Source organism: Streptomyces sp. NBC_00028 (assembly GCF_045041065.1).
GTDB lineage: Bacteria > Actinomycetota > Actinomycetes > Streptomycetales > Streptomycetaceae > Streptomyces.
The window spans coordinates 8,123,329-8,146,751 of the sequence record NZ_CP108293.1; the positions used below are offsets into that span (position 1 = coordinate 8,123,329).

21 protein-coding genes are annotated in these 23,423 nt (G+C 70.0%); 18 read left to right on the plus strand and 3 right to left on the minus strand.

Annotated features, from left to right (window positions below; all coding sequences use genetic code 11):
* Positions 1–40 precede the first annotated feature (40 nt).
* Positions 41–2,236, minus strand: a complete 2,196-nt coding sequence (locus OG885_RS36670; RefSeq protein WP_405739177.1) for an elongation factor G-like protein EF-G2 — start codon at positions 2,234–2,236, stop codon at positions 41–43.
* Positions 2,237–2,452: 216 nt separating this feature from the next.
* On the opposite strand from OG885_RS36670, the gene pgsA reads away from it, so the two are divergent.
* The 15 genes from pgsA to OG885_RS36745 all read left to right on the plus strand — a co-directional run bounded on the left by pgsA (position 2,453) and on the right by OG885_RS36745 (position 17,873).
* Entirely contained in the window at positions 2,453–3,166 is a 714-nt protein-coding gene (gene pgsA, locus OG885_RS36675) for a phosphatidylinositol phosphate synthase (protein ID WP_405743041.1), read from the plus strand.
* Positions 3,163–4,071, plus strand: coding sequence for a phosphatidylinositol mannoside acyltransferase (locus tag OG885_RS36680; RefSeq protein ID WP_405739180.1), 909 nt, complete (start codon positions 3,163–3,165; stop codon positions 4,069–4,071). The genes pgsA and OG885_RS36680 overlap by 4 nt, the downstream gene beginning before the upstream one ends.
* Positions 4,068–5,237 carry a glycosyltransferase family 4 protein gene (locus OG885_RS36685; protein WP_405739183.1) on the plus strand — a complete coding sequence of 390 codons (1,170 nt, stop codon included), beginning with the start codon at positions 4,068–4,070 and terminating at the stop codon, positions 5,235–5,237. The genes OG885_RS36680 and OG885_RS36685 overlap by 4 nt, the downstream gene beginning before the upstream one ends.
* 166 nt (positions 5,238–5,403) lie before the next feature.
* Complete coding sequence (locus OG885_RS36690) at positions 5,404–5,946, plus strand: hypothetical protein (protein ID WP_405739185.1); 543 nt, start codon at positions 5,404–5,406, stop codon at positions 5,944–5,946.
* A 138-nt stretch (positions 5,947–6,084) separates the two neighbouring features.
* Positions 6,085–6,990 (plus strand): pyridoxal 5'-phosphate synthase lyase subunit PdxS, encoded by a 906-nt coding sequence (gene pdxS / locus OG885_RS36695; protein ID WP_405739187.1) that lies wholly within the window; start codon positions 6,085–6,087, stop codon positions 6,988–6,990.
* The gene (pdxT, locus tag OG885_RS36700) at positions 6,990–7,595 is read left to right on the plus strand and encodes a pyridoxal 5'-phosphate synthase glutaminase subunit PdxT (protein WP_399958230.1); all 606 of its coding nucleotides are present in this window, start codon (positions 6,990–6,992) and stop codon (positions 7,593–7,595) included. Before pdxS ends, pdxT begins: the two co-directional genes overlap by 1 nt.
* A 77-nt stretch (positions 7,596–7,672) precedes the next feature.
* Complete coding sequence (locus OG885_RS36705) at positions 7,673–8,425, plus strand: YebC/PmpR family DNA-binding transcriptional regulator (RefSeq protein WP_266833215.1); 753 nt, start codon at positions 7,673–7,675, stop codon at positions 8,423–8,425.
* A 204-nt stretch (positions 8,426–8,629) separates the two neighbouring features.
* Entirely contained in the window at positions 8,630–9,160 is a 531-nt protein-coding gene (gene ruvC / locus OG885_RS36710) for a crossover junction endodeoxyribonuclease RuvC (RefSeq protein ID WP_399958234.1), read from the plus strand.
* A complete protein-coding gene (gene ruvA / locus OG885_RS36715) occupies positions 9,157–9,762 on the plus strand; it encodes a Holliday junction branch migration protein RuvA (RefSeq protein WP_405739191.1) in 606 nt (201 codons plus the stop codon). The genes ruvC and ruvA overlap by 4 nt, the downstream gene beginning before the upstream one ends.
* 10 nt (positions 9,763–9,772) lie before the next feature.
* Positions 9,773–10,846 carry a Holliday junction branch migration DNA helicase RuvB gene (gene ruvB / locus OG885_RS36720; protein ID WP_405739194.1) on the plus strand — a complete coding sequence of 358 codons (1,074 nt, stop codon included), beginning with the start codon at positions 9,773–9,775 and terminating at the stop codon, positions 10,844–10,846.
* A gap of 198 nt (positions 10,847–11,044) precedes the next feature.
* A complete protein-coding gene (yajC, locus tag OG885_RS36725) occupies positions 11,045–11,545 on the plus strand; it encodes a preprotein translocase subunit YajC (RefSeq protein ID WP_399958243.1) in 501 nt (166 codons plus the stop codon).
* Positions 11,546–11,674: 129 nt separating this feature from the next.
* Positions 11,675–13,441, plus strand: coding sequence for a protein translocase subunit SecD (gene secD, locus OG885_RS36730; RefSeq protein ID WP_399958246.1), 1,767 nt, complete (start codon positions 11,675–11,677; stop codon positions 13,439–13,441).
* Positions 13,442–13,443: 2 nt separating this feature from the next.
* Positions 13,444–14,529 carry a protein translocase subunit SecF gene (gene secF, locus OG885_RS36735; RefSeq protein ID WP_405739197.1) on the plus strand — a complete coding sequence of 362 codons (1,086 nt, stop codon included), beginning with the start codon at positions 13,444–13,446 and terminating at the stop codon, positions 14,527–14,529.
* The gene (locus OG885_RS36740) at positions 14,526–15,065 is read left to right on the plus strand and encodes an adenine phosphoribosyltransferase (protein WP_405739200.1); all 540 of its coding nucleotides are present in this window, start codon (positions 14,526–14,528) and stop codon (positions 15,063–15,065) included. Before secF ends, OG885_RS36740 begins: the two co-directional genes overlap by 4 nt.
* A 282-nt stretch (positions 15,066–15,347) precedes the next feature.
* Positions 15,348–17,873 carry a RelA/SpoT family protein gene (locus OG885_RS36745; RefSeq protein WP_405739203.1) on the plus strand — a complete coding sequence of 842 codons (2,526 nt, stop codon included), beginning with the start codon at positions 15,348–15,350 and terminating at the stop codon, positions 17,871–17,873.
* A gap of 73 nt (positions 17,874–17,946) precedes the next feature.
* Here the strand turns inward: OG885_RS36745 and OG885_RS36750 are convergent, their stop codons facing one another.
* Positions 17,947–19,176 (minus strand): DUF349 domain-containing protein, encoded by a 1,230-nt coding sequence (locus tag OG885_RS36750; protein ID WP_405739205.1) that lies wholly within the window; start codon positions 19,174–19,176, stop codon positions 17,947–17,949.
* Positions 19,177–19,311: 135 nt separating this feature from the next.
* Positions 19,312–20,145: a peptidylprolyl isomerase gene (locus OG885_RS36755; RefSeq protein ID WP_405739208.1), complete on the minus strand. Its 834-nt coding sequence runs from the start codon at positions 20,143–20,145 to the stop codon at positions 19,312–19,314.
* A 188-nt stretch (positions 20,146–20,333) separates the two neighbouring features.
* Between OG885_RS36755 and OG885_RS36760 the strand changes: the two genes are divergently transcribed.
* The 3 genes from OG885_RS36760 (at position 20,334) to OG885_RS36770 (ending at position 23,389) form a co-directional block, all read left to right on the plus strand.
* On the plus strand, positions 20,334–21,044 hold the full coding sequence (locus OG885_RS36760) for an MBL fold metallo-hydrolase (protein WP_399958265.1): 711 nt from the start codon (positions 20,334–20,336) through the stop codon (positions 21,042–21,044).
* An 11-nt stretch (positions 21,045–21,055) separates the two neighbouring features.
* Positions 21,056–22,318 (plus strand): histidine--tRNA ligase, encoded by a 1,263-nt coding sequence (gene hisS / locus OG885_RS36765; RefSeq protein WP_405739210.1) that lies wholly within the window; start codon positions 21,056–21,058, stop codon positions 22,316–22,318.
* Between the two features lie 414 nt (positions 22,319–22,732).
* Complete coding sequence (locus OG885_RS36770; protein ID WP_405739212.1) at positions 22,733–23,389, plus strand: vitamin K epoxide reductase family protein; 657 nt, start codon at positions 22,733–22,735, stop codon at positions 23,387–23,389.
* The last annotated feature ends 34 nt before the right edge of the window (positions 23,390–23,423 follow it).

The window sequence follows — 23,423 nt, forward strand, 5'->3', positions numbered from 1 at the left end:
GGCACTTGGAGTCTGCCCGGTGCGGACCGCCGGTCAACTCCTAGGCATCGCGCGTCTCTTCACGGATCCTCTCGGCGACCTGCGCCGGCATCGGTTCGTGCCGCGCGTAGGAGCGGTTGAAGCGGGCCGTGCCGTGTGACAGGGAGCGCAGGTCGACGGCGTACCGGCCGATCTCGATCTCCGGCACCTCGGCCTTGACGACGGTGCGGTTGCCGCTGGTCTGCTCGGTGCCGAGGACCCGGCCGCGCCGCCCGGACAGGTCGCTCATCACGGCGCCCACGTAGTCGTCGCCGACCAGGATGCTCACCTCGGCGACCGGTTCCAGCAGATGGATCTTCGCGTCGGCCGCCGCCTCCCGCAGCGCCAGCGCCCCGGCCGTCTGGAAGGCGGCGTCGGAGGAGTCCACCGAGTGCGCCTTGCCGTCGAGCAGCGTGATCCGCACGTCGATGAGCGGGTAGCCGGCGGCAACTCCCTTGGTCGCCTGGGCCCTCACGCCCTTCTCGACCGACGGGATGAACTGCCGCGGCACGGCGCCGCCGATGACCTTGTCCACGAACTCGATGCCCGAGCCGTTCGGCAGCGGTTCCACCTCGATCTCGCAGATCGCGTACTGCCCGTGACCGCCGGACTGCTTCACATGCCGCCCGCGCCCGCCCGACTTGCCGGCGAACGTCTCCCGCAGCGGGACCTTGTGGGGTACGACGTCGACCTGGACGCCGTAACGGCTGCGCAGCCGCTCCAGCGCGACGTCGGCGTGCGCCTCGCCGAGGCACCACAGCACGACCTGGTGGGTGTCCTGGTTCTGTTCGAGACGCATCGTGGGGTCCTCGGCGACCAGCCGGGACAGGCCCTGCGAGAGCTTGTCCTCGTCGGCCTTGCTGTGCGCCTGGATGGCGAGCGGCAGCAGTGGGTCGGGCATCTCCCAGGGCTCCATCAGGAGCGGGTCGTCCTTGGCCGAGAGGGTGTCGCCGGTCTCCGCGCGGCTGAGCTTCGCCACGCACACCAGGTCGCCTGCGATGGCGTGGGTCACCGGGCGCTGCTGCTTGCCGAAGGGCATGGACAGGGCGCCGACGCGTTCGTCGACGTCATGGTCCTCGTGGCCGCGGTCGGACAGCCCGTGCCCGGAGACGTGGACGGTCTCGTCGGGGCGCAGGGTGCCGGAGAAGACGCGGACCAGGGAGACGCGGCCCACGTAGGGGTCGGAGGACGTCTTGACGACCTCCGCGACCAACGGGCCCTCGGTGTCGCAGGCCTTGATCTCGCGCGGCTCGCCGTCGATGGTCGTGACGCCCGGCGTCGGGTGCTCGAACGGCGTCGGGAAGCCCCGGGTGATCAGCTCCAGCACCTCGACCGTGCCGAGCCCCTGCTTGCCGCCGTCGCCTGCGGGGGCGGCGGCCAGGACGGGATGGAACACCCCGCGCGCGACGGCCCGTTCGAGGTCCTCGATCAGGGTCTTGACGTCGATCTGCTCACCGCCGAGATAGCGGTCCATGAGGGTCTCGTCCTCGCTCTCCGAGATGATCCCCTCGATCAGCCGGTTACGTGCGTCCTCCAGCTCCGGGAGCTCGTCCTCGCCCGGCTCGGACTCCTTGCGCTCGCCCGTGGAGTAGTCGAACAGCTTCTGCGACAGCAGCCCGGTCAGACCGGTCACGGGCGCGTGCCCGTCCGGCCCCTGCGGGCCGTGCAGCGGCAGATAGAGCGGGAGCACGGCATCCGGGTCGTCGCCGCCGAAGGCCTCCGCGCAGATGCGCGTCATCTCCTCGAAGTCCGCGCGGGCCGCCTCCAGGTGGGTGACGACGATCGCGCGCGGCATGCCGACGGCCGCGCACTCCTCCCACACCATGCGGGTCGAGCCGTCCACGCCGTCCGAGGCGGAGACGACGAAAAGGGCCGCGTCCGCCGCTCGCAGACCGGCCCTGAGTTCCCCGACGAAGTCGGCGTATCCGGGGGTGTCCAGCAGATTGACCTTGATGCCGTCCCATTCGACGGGCACCAGGGAGAGCTGCACCGAACGATTCTGCCGGTGCTCGATCTCGTCGTAGTCGGAGACGGTGCCGCCGTCCTCCACGCGGCCCGCCCGGTTCACCGCCCCCGCGGTCAGCGCGAGAGCTTCCACCAATGTCGTCTTGCCCGATCCGGAGTGGCCGACCAGCACCACATTCCGTACGGACGCGGGGTGGTCGGCCGCTGTTGCCCTTCCGGCGGCTCCGGGGTGTGCGTTCGCCTTGTCGCCCATGGCCTTGCCTCCCGTGCACGGTGAGGTCACTGTGGGCGCGGACATGCCGGTCCGCGTGCGATGGCGGCTCCGGTGACGCCCGCGGTTCTTCGAGCTTTCCACTCTCGTCACGGTGCGTCCATACAGCGGACGCGATCGCCCCGTGACCCGTATGCCGTCGGGCCGTGACACGGGGCTCGGGTGCCCGGCGGTCGCACACGCGCGCGCGTGGCTACGATGGGCCAGCCGGTGGCCAGCAGGGGCCGCGCGGCGAAACCGACCCTCGGGAAGGCCATGCTGAACAAGTACGCGCGTGCATTCTTCACGCGTGTCCTCACACCGTTCGCCGCGTTTCTGATCCGCAGGGGCGTCAGCCCCGACACGGTGACCCTTCTCGGAACCGCCGGGGTGGTCGCGGGCGCGCTGGTCTTCTACCCCATGGGCGAGTTCTTCTGGGGCACGGTCGTGATCACGCTCTTCGTGTTCTCCGACCTCGTCGACGGCAACATGGCCCGCCAGCTCGGCCGCTCCAGCCGCTGGGGCGCCTTCCTGGACTCCACCCTGGACCGGGTCGCCGACGGCGCGATCTTCGGCGGCTTCGCCCTCTGGTACGCCGGTGGCGGCGACGACATCGCGCTGTGCGCCGTCTCGATCTTCTGCCTGGCGAGCGGCCAGGTGGTGTCGTACACCAAGGCCCGGGGCGAGGCTATCGGGCTGCCGGTCGCGGTGAACGGGCTGGTCGAGCGGGCCGAGCGGCTGGTGATCTCCCTGGTCGCGGCCGGTTTCGCGGGCCTGCACAAGTTCGGTGTGCCGGGTATCCAGTACCTGCTGCCCGTCGCCCTGTGGATCGTCGCCGTGGGCAGCCTGGTGACCCTGATCCAGCGCGTGGTCACGGTCCGCCGCGAGTCGGCCGAGGCGGACGCGGCGGCCGCGCAGGAGGCCGCGAAGTGAGCGCACAGGACCGGCTGACCGACGCCATGTACGGCCTCGGTTGGGGAGCCGTCAAGAAACTCCCCGAGCCGGTCGCCGTGCGCCTCGGACAGACCATCGCCGACCTCGCCTGGAAGAAGCGCGGCAAGGGCGTCCAGCGCCTGGAGAGCAACTACGCGCGCGTGGTGCCCGACGCGAGCCCCGAGCGGCTCGCCGAACTGTCCCGCGCGGGCATGCGCTCGTACCTGCGCTACTGGATGGAGTCCTTCCGGCTGCCCGCGTGGAGCGCGGAACGCGTGAAGACGGGCTTCGACCCCAAGGACGTCCACTACCTCACCGACGGCATCGCCTCCGACCGGGGCGTGATCCTCGCGCTGCCCCACATGGGCAACTGGGACCTCGCCGGCGCCTGGGTCACCACCAAGCTGGAGACGCCCTTCACGACCGTCGCCGAACGCCTCAAGCCCGAGACGCTGTACGACCGTTTCGTCGCCTACCGCGAGGGCCTCGGCATGGAGGTCCTGCCGCACAGCGGCGGCACCGCCTTCGGCACCCTGGCGCGGCGGCTGCGCGACGGCGGTCTGGTCTGCCTGGTCGCCGAGCGCGACCTGTCGTCCTCCGGTGTCGAGGTCCAGTTCTTCGGCGAGGCGACCCGTATCCCGGCCGGGCCCGCGCTGCTCGCCCAGCAGACCGGGGCGCTGCTGCTCCCGGTGACGCTCTGGTACGACGACTCACCGGTGATGCGGGGCAGGGTGCATCCCCCGATCGAGGTGCCCGAGTCAGGTACGCGGGCGGAGAAGACGTCTGTCATGGCACAGGCGCTGGCCGATGCCTTCGCCTCGGGGATCGCCGACCATCCGGAGGACTGGCACATGCTGCAACGGCTGTGGCTCAAGGATCTCGACCCCAGTAAGGCGCCCTCGTGAGGATCGGCATCGTCTGCCCGTACTCCTGGGACGTGCCGGGCGGCGTCCAGTTCCACATCCGTGATCTCGCCGAGTACTTCATCCGGCTCGGCCACGACGTCTCCGTCCTCGCCCCCGCCGACGACGACACCCCGCTGCCGCCGTACGTCGTCTCGGCCGGCCGCGCGGTGCCGGTGCCGTACAACGGCTCGGTGGCCCGGCTGAGCTTCGGCTTCCTGTCGGCGGCACGCGTGCGCCGCTGGTTGCACGACGGCGAGTTCGACGTGGTCCACATCCACGAGCCGTCCTCGCCATCGCTCGGTCTGCTCACCTGCTGGGCTGCGCAGGGCCCGATCGTCGCCACCTTCCACACCTCGAACCCGCGCTCCCGGGTCATGGTCGCCGCGTACTCGATCCTCCAGGCCGCCCTGGAGAAGATCAGCGCCCGGATCGCCGTCAGCGAGTACGCCCGTCGCACGCTCGTCGAACACCTCGGCGGCGACGCGGTCGTGATCCCCAACGGCGTCGACGTCGACTTCTTCGCCAAGGCCGAGCCCAAGCCGGAGTGGCAGGGCGAGACCATCGGCTTCATCGGCCGCATCGACGAGCCCCGCAAGGGCCTGCCGGTGCTGATGAGAGCCCTGCCGAAGATCCTCGCCGAGCGGCCGCGGGCCAGGCTGCTGGTGGCGGGCCGCGGCGACGAGGAGGAGGCCGTGGAGTCGCTGCCCGCGGAACTCCGCTCGCGCGTCGAGTTCCTCGGCATGATCAGCGACGAGGACAAGGCCCGCTTCCTGCGCAGCGTCGACCTGTACATCGCCCCCAACACCGGCGGCGAGAGCTTCGGCATCATCCTGGTCGAGGCCATGTCGGCGGGCGCCCCGGTGCTCGCCTCCGATCTGGACGCCTTCGCCCAGGTCCTCGACCAGGGCGCCGCGGGCGAGCTCTTCACCAACGAGGACGCGGACGCGCTCGCCGAGGCGGCGGTACGCCTCCTGGCGGACCCGGACCGGCTCGCCGAACTGCGGGAGCGGGGAAGCGCACATGTGCGCCGCTTCGACTGGTCGACGGTCGGCGCGGACATCCTCTCGGTCTACGAGACGGTGACGGCCGGCGCGGCGGCGGTGGCCGCGGCGGACGACGACAGGGCGACGGGGCTGCGGGCGCGGTTGGGGTTGGCGCGGGACTGAGGGGCGGGGCTCGCCCGGCCACGGCGCCGGTGGGTCCGGACCGAGGGGCGGGTAGGGCGGCGGTCGGGCGTCGGTCGGACCGAGGGGCGCGTGGGACGGCGGCCGGGCGGCGGTGGGACCGAGGGGCGCGTAGGACGGCCGCCGGGCGTCGGTAGGGTTTGGGCCCGTGACCGCAACCCTCATCTGGACCCTCGTCGCCCTCGTGGCGGTCGGCCTGTACTTGAGCTGGACCGCAGGCCGGCTGGACCGCCTGCACGCCCGGATCGACGCCGCCCGCGCGGCGCTCGACGCGCAGTTGCTGCGCCGTGCCTCGGTGACCCAGGAGCTGGCCACGTCCGGCGTCCTCGACCCGGCCGCGTCGATCGTCCTCTACGAGGCCGCCCACGCCGCCCGGCAGGCCGAGGAGGAGCAGCGGGAGGTCGCCGAGAGCGAGCTGAGCCAGGCGTTGCGGGCGGTCTTCGCGGAGAGTCCGCAGGTGGAGACGGTGAAGGAGGCACCCGGGGGAGAGGCCGCGATCCATGAGCTGACCGAGGCGGTACGCCGGGTGCCGATGGCCAGGCGCTTCCACAACGACGCCGTCGGCGCGGCCCGCCGACTGCGCGAGCACCGCAAGGTCCGCTGGTTCCGGCTGGCCGGTCACGCCCCCTTCCCGATGGCGTTCGAGATGGACGACGAGCCTCCGGTGGCCCTGGTGGACCGGTCCACCTGAGGCCGCGCGCGCGGGTGATCCACTCGTAAAACCCTCAAAACGATCCACCGCCTCACCATTGGCCCTTGCTGTGGCCTGGTCTCTTCACGTTTCCTCGGTGCCGTAGAAATCCTCTTTTCACATCAGTGAGGTCAACCCGTGTCCAGCACCGAGAACCAGACCCCCGAGACCGGCACCGCGCGCGTGAAGCGCGGCATGGCCGAGCAGCTCAAGGGCGGCGTGATCATGGACGTCGTGACCCCGGAGCAGGCGAAGATCGCCGAGGACGCGGGCGCCGTCGCCGTCATGGCCCTGGAGCGGGTCCCGGCCGACATCCGCAAGGACGGCGGCGTGGCCCGGATGTCCGACCCGGACATGATCGAGGGCATCATCAACGCGGTCTCCATCCCCGTGATGGCCAAGTCCCGCATCGGTCACTTCGTCGAGGCCCAGGTCCTGCAGTCCCTCGGCGTCGACTACATCGACGAGTCCGAGGTCCTCACCCCGGCCGACGAGGTCAACCACTCCGACAAGTGGGCCTTCACGACCCCCTTCGTCTGCGGTGCCACCAACCTCGGTGAGGCCCTGCGCCGGATCGCCGAGGGCGCGGCCATGATCCGCTCCAAGGGCGAGGCCGGCACCGGCAACGTCGTCGAGGCCGTACGCCACCTGCGCCAGATCAAGAACGAGATCGCCAAGCTGCGCGGCTTCGACAACAACGAGCTGTACGCCGCCGCCAAGGAGCTGCGCGCCCCGTACGAGCTCGTCAGGGAAGTCTCCGAGCTCGGCAAGCTTCCCGTGGTGCTGTTCTCCGCCGGTGGCGTCGCCACCCCGGCCGACGCCGCGCTCATGCGCCAGCTCGGCGCCGAGGGCGTCTTCGTCGGCTCCGGCATCTTCAAGTCCGGCGACCCGGCCAAGCGCGCCGCCGCCATCGTGAAGGCCACCACCTTCTACGACGACCCGAAGATCATCGCGGACGCCTCCCGTGACCTCGGCGAGGCCATGGTCGGCATCAACTGCGACACCCTCCCCGAGGCCGAGCGTTACGCGAACCGAGGCTGGTAATGACCGATCCCGTGATCGGAGTGCTCGCACTCCAGGGGGACGTACGGGAGCACCTGATCGCCCTGGCCGCGGCTGACGTCGTGGCCAGGCCGGTCCGGCGCCCCGAGGAGCTCGCCGAGGTGGACGGCCTGGTCCTCCCCGGCGGCGAGTCCACGACCATCTCCAAGCTGGCCGTCCTGTTCGGCGTGATGGAGCCCCTCCGCGCGCGGGTGCGGGCCGGTATGCCGGTCTACGGCACCTGCGCGGGCATGATCATGCTGGCCGACAAGATCCTCGACCCGCGCTCGGGCCAGGAGACGATCGGCGGCATCGACATGATCGTGCGCCGCAACGCCTTCGGCCGGCAGAACGAGTCCTTCGAAGCGGCGGTCGACGTGACCGGCGTCGAGGGCGATCCTGTAGAAGGCGTCTTCATCCGCGCCCCCTGGGTCGAGTCCGTCGGCGCCGAGGTCGAGGTGCTCGCCGAGCACGACGGCCACATCGTCGCGGTCCGCCAGGGCAACGCGCTCGCCACGTCGTTCCATCCGGAGCTGACCGGCGACCACCGCGTGCACTCCCTGTTCGTCGACATGGTGCGCGCGAACCGGGCGGCGGAGTCCTTGTAGGATCTCCGGGGGTCCCCCCAGCTGTTCAGGTCTGGGGGAGTTCGTTGTTGGATGGGTTACGCGAAGGAGACAGGCAGATGTCCGGCCACTCTAAATGGGCTACGACGAAGCACAAGAAGGCCGTGATCGACGCCAAGCGCGGCAAGCTCTTCGCGAAGATGATCAAGAACATCGAGGTCGCGGCCCGCACGGGTGGCGCCGACGTGTCCGGCAACCCGACGCTGTTCGACGCCATCCAGAAGGCCAAGAAGAGCTCGGTCCCCAACAAGAACATCGACTCCGCGGTCAAGCGCGGCGCCGGTCTCGAGGCGGGCGGCGCCGACTACGAGACGATCATGTACGAGGGCTACGGCCCGAACGGTGTCGCGGTGCTCATCGAGTGCCTCACCGACAACCGCAACCGTGCCGCCTCGGACGTACGTGTCGCCATGACCCGCAACGGCGGTTCGATGGCCGACCCGGGCTCCGTCTCGTATCTCTTCAACCGCAAGGGCGTCGTGATCGTCCCCAAGGGCGAGCTGACCGAGGACGACGTCCTGGGAGCCGTCCTGGACGCGGGCGCCGAGGAAGTCAACGACCTCGGTGAGTCCTTCGAGATCCTCTCCGAGGCCACCGACCTGGTTGCGGTCCGCACCGCCCTTCAGGACGCCGGGATCGACTACGACTCCGCCGACGCCAACTTCGTCCCGACCATGCAGGTCGAGCTCGACGAGGAAGGCGCCCGCAAGATCTTCAAGCTGATCGACGCGCTGGAGGACAGCGACGACGTGCAGAACGTCTTCGCCAACTTCGACGTCAGCGACGAGGTCATGGAGAAGGTCGACGCGTAGCGCTGCCGCGAGCTGAGCCGTTTCGGCGGGCCGGTTGGGACACGTCCCACCGGCCCGCCGCCGTTGTCGGTGGCAGCGGATAGCCTGACGAGAGCCAAAGATCGCCGTCCGCGGGCCGCAACCATCAATTGAGGAACCCCGACGGCGCTCAGCCAGGTCCGCGAGAGCGGCGGCGGTTTAGCCGCAAAAAGGGGAGGGGGCGTGGTGCGCGTACTCGGGGTGGACCCCGGACTGACGCGGTGCGGCGTGGGTGTCGTCGAGGGAGTCGCGGGCCGGCCGCTGACCATGATCGGCGTCGGAGTCGTCCGCACGCCCGCCGACGCCGAGTTGGGGCAACGGCTCGTCGCCATCGAGCAGGGCATCGAACAGTGGCTGGACGAGCACCGGCCCGAATTCGTCGCCGTGGAGCGGGTGTTCAGCCAGCACAACGTCCGTACGGTCATGGGCACCGCCCAGGCCAGCGCCGTCGCCATGCTCTGCGCCGCCCGCCGCGGCATCCCCGTCGCCCTGCACACCCCCAGCGAGGTCAAGGCCGCCGTCACCGGCAGCGGCCGGGCCGACAAGGCCCAGGTCGGCGCCATGGTCACCCGGCTGCTGCGGCTCGACGCCCCGCCCAAGCCGGCGGACGCCGCCGACGCCCTCGCGCTCGCCATCTGCCACATCTGGCGCGCCCCCGCGCAGAACCGACTCCAGCAGGCCGTGGCCCTGCACGCATCGAAAGGCCGTAGGGCATGATCGCCTTCGTGAGCGGCACGGTCGCCGCGCTCGCCCCCGACACCGCAGTCGTCGAGGTCGGCGGTGTCGGCATGGCCGTGCAGTGCACGCCGAACACGCTGTCCACGCTCCGCCTGGGCAAGCCGGCCAGGCTCGCCACCTCCCTCGTCGTCCGAGAGGACTCGCTGACCCTCTACGGCTTCGTGGACGACGACGAGCGCCAGACCTTCGAGCTGCTCCAGACCGCGAGCGGCGTCGGCCCGCGCCTGGCCCAGGCGATGCTCGCGGTCCACACCCCCGACGCCCTTCGCAGAGCGGTGGCCACCGCTGACGAGAAGGCGCTGATCGCCGTCCCCGGCATCGGCAAGAAGGGCGCCCAGAAGCTGCTCCTCGAACTGAAGGACCGGCTCGGCGAGCCGATCGGCGCCCCCGCGATCGGCGCCCCGGTCACCCAGGGCTGGCGCGACCAGCTACACGCGGCGCTCATCGGGCTGGGCTACGCGACCCGCGAGGCCGACGAGGCGGTGTCCGCGGTGGCCCCGCAGGCCGAGGCCGCCGGCGGCACGCCCCAGGTGGGCCAACTGCTGAAGGCCGCCCTGCAGACCCTGAACCGCGCCCGCTAGGAGAACGTCAGTGAACTGGGACGACACGACCGACGAGACGGCCGCCGCCGAGCGGCTGGTGGGCTCTGTCGCCGACCGTGAGGACCAGGCCGTCGAGGCCGCCCTGCGCCCCAAGGACCTGGGCGAGTTCATCGGCCAGGAGAAGGTCCGCGAACAGCTCGACCTCGTCCTGCGCGCCGCACGCGCGCGGGGCGCCACCGCGGACCACGTGCTGCTCTCCGGCGCCCCGGGGCTCGGCAAGACCACCCTGTCGATGATCATCGCGGCCGAGATGGGCGCCCCCATCCGCATCACCTCCGGCCCCGCCATCCAGCACGCCGGCGACCTCGCCGCGATCCTCTCCTCCCTCCAGGAGGGCGAGGTCCTCTTCCTCGACGAGATCCACCGCATGTCCCGGCCCGCCGAGGAGATGCTCTACATGGCGATGGAGGACTTCCGGGTCGACGTCATCGTCGGCAAGGGCCCCGGCGCCACCGCGATCCCCCTCGAACTGCCCCCGTTCACCCTGGTCGGCGCCACCACACGCGCGGGGCTGCTGCCGCCCCCGCTGCGCGACCGCTTCGGCTTCACCGCGCACATGGAGTTCTACGAGCCGGCCGAGCTCCAGCGCGTCATCCACCGCTCGGCCAATCTCCTCGACGTCGAGATCGACACCGACGGTGCCGCCGAGATCGCCGGCCGCTCCCGGGGCACGCCCCGTATCGCCAACCGCCTGCTGCGCCGGGTCAGGGACTATGCGCAGGTCAAGGCCGACGGCGTGATCACGCGCGAGATCGCGGGCGCCGCGCTGCAGGTCTACGAGGTGGACGCGCGCGGACTCGACCGGCTCGACCGCGGTGTCCTCGAAGCGCTGCTCAAGCTGTTCGGCGGCGGCCCGGTCGGCCTGTCCACGCTCGCGGTCGCGGTGGGCGAGGAGCGGGAGACCGTGGAAGAGGTCGCCGAACCCTTCCTCGTCCGGGAGGGACTGCTCGCCCGGACCCCGCGCGGCCGGGTCGCGACCCCCGCGGCATGGGCGCATCTCGGCCTCACCCCGCCGCGCCCGGCGGGCACAGGAAACGGACAACAGGACCTGTTCGGGGCGTGACGACCGGTGTGACGGCCGACGTGATGGGTTTGTGACGGCGGGGTATTGGCCGGGCCAGGAACCCGGGTGCCATGCTGAGCGTTGTTCCATGCGCGCGGACTCGCTTAGACTCCGCCGATGCCGCCTTTGTCGGCGGCGCACACACCCCCAACCAGCAGGCCGCTCAGCATCGCGGTCGCGTGAAGGAAGTACCGACCCGTGAGTCTCGTGACCCTCCTCCCGTTCATCGTGCTCATCGGGGCCATGTTCCTGATGACCCGGTCGGCGAAGAAGAAGCAGCAGCAGGCCGCCAACATGCGGAATGACATGCAGCCCGGCAGTGGCGTCCGCACCATCGGGGGGATGTACGCCACGGTCAAGGAGGTCAACGAGGACACGGTCCTCCTCGACGCCGGCCCGGGTGTCGACCTTCTCTTCGCGAAGAACGCGATCGGTGCCGTCCTGACGGACGACGAGTACAACCGCATCGTGCACGGCATCGAGCACGACCTGAAGACTGACGTCGTCCCCGACGACGCCTCCTCTCTTGCCGGCCCCGACGAGTCCGACGACGAAGCTGCCGCCGCCTCCGACGAGAAGTCCGTCGACCTCGGCAAGAAGGACGAGCCCGCCGAGGAGGCCGTGAAGGCCGACGAGGCCGCCGAGGCGAAGACGGACGACGAGCCGAAGAAGACCGACGGCGACTCCGACGCGAAGTAGTCGTACCCGGGGCGCGCGGGCCACGCCTGCGCGCCCTCGGATGTACGCAGCTCGCACGGGATCGACACCATGTCATGGCCGCCCGCCCGCAGACCCGGCGCGCAGCGGCCCGAGAGGGAGTACGAGAAGGTGGCAGCACCTAAGAGGGGCCGGAGCGCGAGCGCCCAGAGCAAGCCAGGGCGCTCGCTGGTCCTGATCCTGATCGCCATCGTGGCGCTCACCGGGGGAATGTTCCTCTCCGGGCACACGACCCCGCGCCTCGGCATCGACCTGGCCGGCGGCACGAGCATCACGCTCGAGGCGAAGGCCGATCAAGGGTCCGCGATCAACAAGGCCAACATGGACACCGCGGTCGAGATCATGAACCGCCGTGTCAATGGTCTGGGCGTCTCCGAGGCGGAGGTGCAGACCCAGGGCGACAAGAACATCATCGTCAACATCCCCAAGGGCACCAACTCCAAGGAAGCCCGGGACCAGGTCGGCACCACCGCCAAGCTGTACTTCCGTCCCGTCCTGGCCCAGGACGCCACCGGCTCCGCCGCGGCCGCCTCGCCGAGCCCGTCCGCGAGCGGCTCCTCCAGCGCCTCGCCGAGCCCCTCCGCGAGCAAGTCGGGTTCCACGGGTGAGACGGCGACCTCGTCGTCCTCCCCGTCGGCCTCCGCCACCACCCAGGGCCGCCCCGTCACCGACGCGCTGAAGGCCGACGCCTCCCCGTCGGCGTCCGCCACCGCGTCGTCCTCCGCGAGCCCCTCCGCCTCGGCGAGCGGCGACACCGGCACCTCCGCCGACGCCAAGCTCCAGGCCGCGTACACCGCCCTCGACTGCTCCAAGCCGGCCCAGCGCGCCAAGGCGGGCGAGGGCGCAAAGCCCGGCGAGTCCACCGTGGGCTGCGGCGAGATCAACGGCGTCTGGTACAAGTACCTGCTCGGCCCGGCCAGCCTGGCCGGCACCGAGGTCAAGAAGGCCGACGCCATCTACAACACGCAGACGGCGGCCGGCTGGCAGGTCAACATGACCTTCACCGGCAGCGGCGCCAAGAAGTTCGGTGAGGTCACCGGCCAGCTCGCGCAGAACGCCACGCCCCCGCTGAACGAGTTCGGCATCGTCCTCGACGGCGAGGTCGTCTCCAGCCCGACCGTCAGCCAGGCCATCACCGGCGGCGAGGCCCAGATCTCCGGCAGCTTCACGCAGGAGGAGGCCCAGAGCCTCGCCAACATGCTGTCGTACGGCGCGCTCCCGCTCTCCTTCCAGGAGCAGAGCGTCACGACCGTGACCGCCGCGCTCGGCGGCGACCAGCTGCACGCCGGTCTGCTGGCCGGTGCGATCGGCCTCGCGCTGGTCGTGCTCTACCTGGTGTTCTACTACCGCGGTCTGTCCGTCGTGGCCATGGCCTCGCTGCTGGTCTCCGGCATCCTCACCTACGTGATCATGGCGCTCCTCGGCCCGGCCATCGGCTTCGCGCTGAACCTGCCGGCCGTCTGCGGTGCCATCGTCGCCATCGGTATCACCGCGGACTCGTTCATCGTCTACTTCGAACGCATCCGGGACGAGATCCGTGAGGGCCGCTCGCTGCGCCCCGCCGTCGAGCGGGCCTGGCCGCGCGCCCGGCGCACCATCCTGGTCTCCGACTTCGTGTCGTTCCTCGCCGCCGCCGTGCTGTTCATCGTGACCGTCGGCAAGGTCCAGGGCTTCGCGTTCACACTGGGCCTCACCACCGTCCTCGACGTCGTCGTGGTGTTCTTCTTCACCAAGCCGCTGATGACGCTGCTGGCCCGCCGGAAGTTCTTCGCGAGCGGCAACAAGTGGTCCGGCCTCGACCCGAAGAGCCTGGGCGCACAGCCGCCGCTGCGCCGCACCCGCCGTCCTGCCGCCCCCGTCGAGACCAAGGAGGCGTGAGCATGTCGAAACTCGGCAACCTCGGCGCCCGACTGCACCGTGGCGAGATCAGCTACGACTTCATCGGTCACCGCAAGCTCTGGTACGGCATCTCGATCCTGATCACCATCACGGCGATCGTGGGCCTCGCGGTACGCGGCCTCAACATGGGCATCGACTTCCAGGGCGGCGCGGTCTTCACCACCGAGAAGACCAGCGTCTCCGTCTCCCAGGCCGAGGACTACGCGAAGGAGGCCTCCGGCCACGACGCGGTCGTGCAGAAGCTCGGCAACGGGACGATGCGCATCCAGATCGCCGGCATGGACACCCAGCAGTCCGACGAGATCAAGAACAAGCTCGCCGAGGACTTCAAGGTCGACCCGGAGAAGATCGCCGCCGACCTCGTCGGCCCCAGCTGGGGTGACCAGATCGCCAACAAGGCCTGGCAGGGCCTGGCGATCTTCATGGTCCTCGTCGTGATCTATCTGGCGATCGCCTTCGAGTGGCGCATGGCCATCGCGGCGCTCGTCGCGCTGATCCACGACATCACCATCACCGTCGGCATCTACGCCCTCGTCGGCTTCGAGGTCACGCCCGGCACGGTGATCGGTCTGCTGACGATCCTCGGTTACTCGCTCTACGACACGGTGGTCGTCTTCGACTCCCTCAAGGAGCAGACGAAGGACATCACCAAGCAGACCCGCTTCACCTACAGCGACGTCGCCAACCGTTCGATCAACGGCACCCTGGTCCGTTCGATCAACACCACGGTCGTCGCCCTGCTCCCGGTCGCCGGTCTGCTGTTCATCGGCGGCGGCTTCCTCGGCGCGGGCACGCTCAACGACATCTCGCTGTCGCTGTTCGTCGGCCTCGCGGCCGGCGCGTACTCCTCGATCTTCATCGCCACGCCGCTCGTCGCCGACCTCAAGGAGCGCGAGCCGCAGATGAAGGCCCTGCGCAAGCGGGTCCTGGCCAAGCGCGCCCAGGCCGCCGCCGAGGAGGAGCTCGCGGAGACCCGCGGCGACGCCGCCGGCGACCCCGAGGACGCCACCCCGGCCGTCGTCGGACCGCGTGCCACGCGCCGCCGCCCCTCGGGGAAGCGCCGATGACCGACATCCAGGAGCTGCTGCTCAGCCGCATCCGTGACGTGGCCGACTACCCGGAGCCGGGCGTGATGTTCAAGGACATCACCCCGCTCCTGGCGGACCCGGCGGCGTTCACGGCGCTGACGGACACGCTGGCGGAGATCGCGGAGCGCACGGGCGCCACGAAGATCGTCGGCCTGGAGGCCCGCGGCTTCATCCTGGGCGCCCCGGTCGCCGTCCGCGCGGACCTGGGCTTCATCCCCGTACGCAAGGCGGGCAAGCTCCCCGGAGCGACCCTGGCCCAGGCGTACGACCTGGAGTACGGCTCGGCGGAGATCGAGGTCCACGCCGAGGACCTGACCGGTGACGACCGCATCCTGATCGTCGACGACGTCCTCGCCACCGGCGGCACGGCCGAGGCCGCGATCCAGCTGATCCGCCGCGCCGGCGCCGAGGTGGCGGGCCTGGCGGTCCTGATGGAACTCGGCTTCCTGGCGGGCCGCCCCCGCCTGGAGCCAGCCCTGGAGGGCGCTCCACTGGAAGCGCTGCTGGTGGTCTGAGACCACGGTTCTGCATGACGACAACGGCCGCTCCGCATATCAGGGGCGGCCGTTTCGTGCCGGTAAGGGGCGCGGGGAACTGTGCGACCAGCCACGACGGTGCCGCAGTCGGCGATGCACATCAGCCCCTTGGACAGAACCCGGAATGCCCGCGGCAACCCCTCACGTTCCACAGGTAGACGCCGCTCACATCGGCCTGAAGGCGATCCCCGGCCGCAGGATCGCTACCATGGGTTCTCCGGAGCCTGATCGGGGGACCCGGTTCGCGCACGAGGAGTCCTCTTGCCAGACGAGGCCCAGCCACTGACCGCCGCCAAGCCCGAGCCCGCCTCGGGCCCCGCGGCGACGCCCGCGAAGAACCCCACGCAGGGCTCGGTCGAGCACGCCCAGTCCGCGCCCGTCGACAAGTCGGCCGAGCAGCCGCGCCCCAAGCCGGCCCCGCCCGAGCGTCCCGCGCCCGCGTCCACGCCCCCCGCGGTCCGTCCGCCCGCAGGCCAGCCCGCCCGCTCCGGCTCCTCCAACCGCGTCCGCGCCCGCCTCGCCCGTCTCGGCGTCCAGCGCTCCAACCCGTACAACCCGGTGCTGGAGCCCCTGCTGCGGATAGTGCGCAGCAACGACCCGAAGATCGAGACCGCGACGCTGCGCCAGGTCGAGAAGGCCTACCAGGTCGCGGAGCGCTGGCACCGCGGCCAGAAGCGCAAGAGCGGCGACCCGTACATCACGCACCCGCTCGCGGTGACCACCATCCTCGCCGAGCTCGGCATGGACCCGGCGACCCTCATGGCCGGTCTGCTGCACGACACGGTCGAGGACACCGAGTACGGCCTCGACCAGCTCCGCCGCGACTTCGGTGACTCGGTCGCCCTCCTCGTCGACGGTGTCACCAAGCTGGACAAGGTCAAGTTCGGCGAGGCCGCGCAGGCCGAGACCGTGCGCAAGATGGTCGTCGCCATGGCCAAGGACCCGCGCGTCCTGGTCATCAAGCTCGCCGACCGCCTGCACAACATGCGCACCATGCGCTATCTCAAGCGCGAGAAGCAGGAGAAGAAGGCGCGCGAGACCCTGGAGATCTACGCGCCGCTCGCCCACCGCCTGGGCATGAACACCATCAAGTGGGAACTGGAGGACCTCGCCTTCGCGATCCTCTATCCCAAGATGTACGACGAGATCGTGCGTCTGGTGGCCGAGCGGGCGCCGAAGCGCGACGAGTACCTCGCCATAGTGACCGACGAGGTGCAGCAGGACCTGCGCGCGGCCCGCATCAAGGCGACCGTCACCGGCCGCCCGAAGCACTACTACAGCGTCTACCAGAAGATGATCGTCCGCGGTCGCGACTTCGCGGAGATCTACGACCTGGTCGGCATCCGAGTCCTCGTGGACACGGTCCGGGACTGCTACGCGGCCCTGGGCACCGTCCACGCCCGCTGGAACCCGGTTCCGGGGCGGTTCAAGGACTACATCGCGATGCCCAAGTTCAACATGTACCAGTCGCTGCACACCACGGTCATCGGCCCCAACGGCAAGCCCGTCGAACTCCAGATCCGCACCTTCGACATGCACCGCCGCGCCGAGTACGGCATCGCCGCGCACTGGAAGTACAAGCAGGAGGCCGTCGCCGGAACCTCCAAGGTCCGCTCGGACCAGCCGCGGACCACCGGCAAGGACGACCACCTCAACGACATGGCGTGGCTGCGCCAGTTGCTCGACTGGCAGAAGGAGACCGAGGACCCCGGCGAGTTCCTGGAGTCCCTGCGCTTCGACCTGTCGCGCAACGAGGTCTTCGTCTTCACGCCCAAGGGCGACGTGATAGCGCTGCCGGCCGGCGCCACCCCCGTCGACTTCTCGTACGCGGTCCACACCGAGGTCGGCCACCGGACGATAGGCGCACGCGTCAACGGACGCCTCGTCCCCCTCGAATCCACCCTGGACAACGGCGACCTGGTGGAGGTCTTCACCTCCAAGGCGGCCGGCGCGGGACCGTCCCGCGACTGGCTCGGCTTCGTCAAGTCGCCGCGCGCTCGCAACAAGATCAGGGCCTGGTTCTCCAAGGAGCGCCGCGACGAGGCGATCGAGCAGGGCAAGGACGCCATCGTCCGCGCGATGCGCAAGCAGAACCTGCCGATCCAGCGCATCCTCACCGGCGACTCCCTCGTCACGCTCGCGCACGAGATGCGCTACCCCGACATCTCCGCCCTGTACGCGGCGATCGGCGAGGGCCATGTCTCCGCGCAGAACGTCGTCCAGAAGCTCGTCTCCGCGCTCGGCGGTGAGGAGGCCGCGACCGAGGAGATCGACGAGGCGGTCCCGCCGACCCGCAACCGAGGTCGCAAGCGCCGCTCCAGCGCCGACCCGGGCGTCGTGGTCAAGGGCGTCGACGACGTGTGGGTCAAGCTCGCCCGCTGCTGCACCCCCGTCCCCGGCGACCCCATCATCGGTTTCGTCACGCGCGGTAGCGGCGTATCGGTTCACCGCAGCGACTGTGTCAACGTGGAGTCACTGTCCCGCGAGCCCGAGCGCATCCTCGACGTCGAGTGGGCGCCCACCCAGTCCTCGGTCTTCCTGGTCGCCATCCAGGTCGAGGCCCTCGACCGCTCGCGGCTCCTCTCCGACGTCACCCGTGTCCTGTCCGACCAGCACGTGAACATCCTCTCCGCGGCCGTCCAGACCTCCCGCGACCGCGTCGCCACCTCCCGCTTCACCTTCGAGATGGGCGACCCCAAGCACCTCGGCCACGTTCTGAAGGCGGTACGCGGCGTCGAGGGCGTCTACGACGTCTACCGCGTGACGTCGGCACGCGCCCGGTCGTAGGGCATACGACGAGAAGGGCCCCGTACCTCGTGTACGGGGCCCTTCTCGTCGTATGCAGCGGAACCTCGGCCTGTCAGCCGCCGAACTCGTGCAGACCCTTCAGCGCCTGGTCCAGAAGCGCCTGGCGGCCCTCCAGCTCACGCTCGAGCTTGTCGGCGCGGGCGTTGTTGCCCTGGGCGCGCGCCTGCTCGATCTGGCCGCGGAGCTTGTCCACGGCGGCCTGGAGCTGGCCCGTCAGACCCTCGGCACGCGCGCGTGCCTCCGGGTTGGTGCGCCGCCACTCGGTCTCCTCGGCCTCCTGGATGGCCCGCTCCACGGCGTGCATCCGGCCCTCGACCTTGGGGCGGGCGTCGCGCGGGACATGGCCGATGGCCTCCCAGCGCTCGTTGATCTGACGGAACGCGGCCCGCGCGGCCTTGAGGTCGGTCACCGGGAGGATCTTCTCGGCCTCGTCGGCCAGCTCCTCCTTGAGCTTGAGGTTCTCGCCCTGCTCGGCGTCGCGCTCGGCGAAGACCGAGCTGCGGGCGGCGAAGAAGACGTCCTGGGCGCCGCGGAAGCGGTTCCACAGGTCGTCCTCGTGCTCGCGCTGGGCACGGCCCGCGGCCTTCCACTCCGCCATCAGCTCGCGGTAGCGGGCCGCCGTCGGACCCCAGTCGGTGGAGTTGGACAGCGCCTCGGCCTCGGAGACCAGCCGCTCCTTGGTCTTGCGGGCCTCCTCGCGCTGCGCGTCCAGCGAGGCGAAGTGCGCCTTGCGGCGCTTGGAGAACGCCGACCGGGCGTGCGAGAAGCGGTGCCACAGTTCGTCATCCGACTTGCGGTCCAGACGCGGCAGACCCTTCCAGGTGTCCACCAGGGCCCGCAGCCGCTCGCCGGCCGCCCGCCACTGGTCGGACTGCGCCAGCTCCTCGGCCTCGACGACCAGCGCCTCCTTGGCGTGCCGGGCCTCGTCGGACTGCTTCGCGCGCTGCTGCTTGCGCTCCTCGCGACGCTTGTCGACGGTCTCCACGAGCTTGTCGAGACGCACCTTGAGGGCGTCCAGGTCGCCGACCGCGTGGTGCGCGTCGACCTGCTCGCGGATGTGGTCGATGGCTACCGACGCGTCCTTCGCCGACAGATCGGTGGTCTTCACTCGCTTCTCGAGGAGGCCGATCTCGACCACCAGGCCCTCGTACTTGCGCTCGAAGTAGGCCAGCGCCTCCTCAGGGGAGCCGGCCTGCCAGGAACCGACGACCTGCTCGCCGTCGGCCGTACGCACGTACACGGTCCCCGTCTCGTCGACGCGGCCCCACGGGTCGCTGCTCACAGCGCCTCCTCCACATGATGCCTGCGGAAGGCTTCAGCGCCCCCGGGCATCGTCCACAGTTTCGTCACGGCCAACATAGGCGACCGGCGGGTTGCCTGTCCGCATCCCGCGCGACCGAAATTTCGCTGCTGAGGGTCAGGATTTGCTGACCGTTGCCTTGTTGATCACGACCGTCGCGTTGGGAGCGCCGTCGCCCGCGCCGGTGTTCTCACCCGCGGCGGCGATCTTCTTCAGGACGGTCATACCGGATTCGGACACGGTACCGAACGGTGTGTAGTTGGCCGGCAGTGGACTGTCCTGGTAGACGAGGAAGAACTGGCTGCCGCCGCTGTTCTTGCCCTCGCCCGTCTGGGCGTTGTACTGGTTCGCCATCGCGACCGTGCCGGCCGGGTAGGTGTCGCTCTTGAGCGACTTGTCCTTCAGGTTCTCGTCCGGGATCGTGTAGCCGGGGTCGCCGCTGCCGCTGCCCGTGGGGTCACCGCACTGGAGCACGTAGATGCCGTTGGTGGTGAGCCGGTGGCACTTGGTGTGGTCGAAGTAGCCCTTCGACGCCAGGAAGTTGAACGAGTTCACGGTGTGCGGCGCCGCGGACGTCTTGAGCGCTATGTCGATGTCGCCGCAGGTCGTCGCCAGCTTCATCGTGTACTTGGCCGACTTGTCGATCGTCATCGCCGGCTCCTTCTTCCACGTCGCCGTCTTGACCTTGCCCTCGGCGGCCTTCTTGCACGGGTCGGAGACCGCGCTGGGCGTCGGGGACGCCGTCGCGCCCGCGTTGGCCTTGTCGTCGCCGTCGTCCTTGAGGACACCGGTCGTGTAGAGCGCCAGGCTGCCCACGATGATCACGCCGAGCACCGACGCGATCACGGAGTTGCGCATGCGGGCCTTGCGCCGCGCGGCGGTGCGCCGCTGCTGCTGCCGCAGAAACTTCTCCCGGGCGAGCTGCCGCTTCCGCTGTTCCTGGGTGACCACCGGGTTCTCTCCTCATGCGTCTCGTACGCCGACTGGGACGCGTGCGTCTTATGAGCCGACCGCCTGCGTGTGCCCCGTACCGTATATGGGTTCGCTGAGGAATCGGCAGCGCCGGTAGGCTCTCACCACAGGTGCAGCCGTTTTGAGGCCACCGCAGTCCGCACTTATCGACACAACGAAGGACGATCGTGCTCATTGCCGGGTTCCCCGCCGGGGCCTGGGGGACGAACTGTTTTCTCGTCGCCCCCGCCGCGGGTGAGGAGTGCGTGATCATCGACCCGGGCCATCAGGCCGCCCAGGGAGTCGAGGAGACGCTCAGGAAGCATCGGCTCAAGCCCGTCGCCGTCGTCCTCACCCATGGCCACATCGACCATGTGGCCTCGGTCGTCCCGGTCTGCGGCGCGCACGACGTGCCCGCGTGGATCCACCCCGAGGACCGGTTCATGATGAGCGACCCAGAGAAGGCGCTCGGCCGCACCATCGGCATGCCGCTCATGGGCGAGCTGGCCGTGGGGGAGCCCGACGACGTCAAGGAGCTGACGGACGGGGCGAAGCTGGAGCTGGCGGGCCTGGAGCTCACCGTCGCGCACGCGCCGGGCCATACCAGGGGGTCGGTGACCTTCGGCCTGCCCGAGACGGCGGACATCCCGCCGATCCTGTTCTCGGGCGACCTGCTGTTCGCCGGCTCCATCGGACGCACCGATTTCCCCGGTGGCTCCATGGACGACATGCTCGAGTCCCTGGCCCGCGTGGTCCTGCCGCTCGACGACTCGACCGTGGTGCTGCCCGGCCACAACGAGCAGACGACCATCGGCCGTGAGCGTGCCACCAACCCGTATCTGCGGCAGGTGGCAGCCGGCCCGGGAGCGGATGTCGACGCTCCCCGACGAGGAATGTGACGAGACTTTCCGTGAGCACCTTCAAGGCCCCCAAGGGCACGTACGACCTGATCCCGCCGGACAGCGCCAAGTTCCTCGCGGTCCGCGAGGCGATCGCCGCCCCGCTGCGCAACTCCGGCTACGGCTACATCGAGACGCCCGGCTTCGAGAACGTGGAGCTCTTCGCGCGCGGTGTCGGCGAGTCCACCGACATCGTCACCAAGGAGATGTACGCCTTCGAGACCAAGGGCGGCGACCAGCTCGCCCTGCGCCCCGAAGGCACCGCCTCCGTCCTGCGGGCGGCCCTGGAGGCCAACCTGCACAAGGCGGGCAACCTCCCCGTCAAGCTCTGGTACTCGGGCTCGTACTACCGCTACGAGCGCCCGCAGAAGGGCCGTTACCGCCACTTCTCCCAGGTCGGTGCCGAGGCGATCGGCGCCGAGGACCCGGCCCTGGACGCCGAACTGATCATCCTGGCCGACCAGGCGTACCGGTCGCTGGGGCTGCGGAACTTCCGCATCCTCCTCAACAGCCTGGGCGACAAGGAGTGCCGTCCGGTGTACCGGGAGGCGCTGCAGACCTTCCTGCGCGGCCTGGACCTCGACGAGGAGACGCTGCGCCGGGCGGACATCAACCCGCTGCGCGTCCTGGACGACAAGCGTCCCGACGTCCAGAAGCAGCTCGGCGACGCCCCGCTGCTGCGCGACTACCTCTGCGACGCCTGCAAGGCGTACCACGAGGAGGTCCGTGAGCTGATCACGGCCGCGGGCGTCGCCTTCGAGGACGACCCGAAGCTGGTCCGCGGTCTGGACTACTACACCCGTACGACCTTCGAGTTCGTCCACGACGGTCTGGGCTCCCAGTCCGCGGTGGGCGGCGGCGGCCGCTACGACGGCCTCTCCGAGATGATCGGCGGCCCCGCGCTCCCGTCCGTGGGCTGGGCCCTCGGCGTCGACCGCACGGTCCTTGCCCTGGAGGCGGAGGGCGTCGAGCTCCAACTGCCCTCCACGACCAGCGTCTTCGCGGTGCCGCTCGGCGAGGAGGCCCGCCGGGTCCTGTTCGCCAAGGTGACGGAGCTGCGCAAGGTCGGCATCGCGGCCGACTTCTCGTACGGTGCCAAGGGCCTCAAGGGCGCGATGAAGAACGCCAACCGCAGCGGCGCCCGCTACACGGTCGTCGCCGGCGAGCGCGACCTCGCCGACGGCGTGGTCCAGCTCAAGGACATGGAGTCCGGTGAGCAGACGGCGATCGGCGTGAACGAGATCGTGGCCGAGCTGGAGGCCCGTCTCGGCTGACGGACCGCCATGGGGGCCGGACGGCGATGTGCCGTCCGGCCTTCGTGTTTTCGGGGCGGCGGACCGACCCCGAGCGGAGCGAGCCGACGACGGGAACCGGCCAGATCTCGCCCCTCGTCAACGCCGTGGACGCCGATTCGCCCTGCCGGGCGGTTCCCCCACGGGACCTCCACGCGCGCGTGCCGCTCGCCGGATCGGCGCCGACATCCCCGTGCCGTTCGCGCGGTTCCCGCACATCCGTCGCGAGTCTGTTCGCCCGGGTCGTCATCGCATTCGAAACCCGGCCGGAACCGAGCGTTCAGGGACGGCCGTGCGTCCTTCCTTATCTCCAGCGAACGGTGGACAGAGCCCTGTGTGCGGCACAATGGCCCTGCCCGAAGAAGGTCCAACTCTCAAGCAGACGGAATCGGCGTGATGAGCAAGACGACAGTCAAGGACGTCTCCACCGAGCCCGGGCCAGACCGCTCGGCCGCCGAGCCACGGACGGAGGGCGGCAGCCGCGCCCTCGCCATCCTGCTGGTGCTCACCGGCGCGGCCGGCCTGCTCGCCGCGTGGGTCATCACGTTCGACAAGTTCAAGCTCCTCGAAGCCAAGGTCGAGGGCAAGACCTTCACGCCGGGGTGCAGCCTGAACCCCGTGGTCTCCTGCGGCAGCGTCATGGAGTCCAAGCAGGCCGCCGTCTTCGGCTTCCCCAACCCGATGCTCGGTCTCGTCGCCTACGGCATCGTCATCTGTGTCGGCGTGAGCCTGCTCGCCCGCGCCCGCTTCCCGCGCTGGTACTGGCTGACCTTCAACGCCGGAACCCTCTTCGGTGTCTCGTTCTGCGCCTGGCTGATGTTCCAGTCCCTGTACCGGATCAACGCGCTGTGCCTGTGGTGCTCCCTGGCATGGGTCGCGACGATCATCATGTTCTGGTACGTGACCTCGTTCAACGTGCGCAACGGCTTCATCTCCGCCCCGCGCTGGCTGAAGAGCTTCTTCGGCGAGTTCACGTGGGTCCTGCCGGTCCTGCACATCGGGATCATCGGCATGCTGATCCTGACGCGCTGGTGGGACTTCTGGACCAGCTGACCGTCGGGACCGACTGTCAGTGCGGTGATTTAGG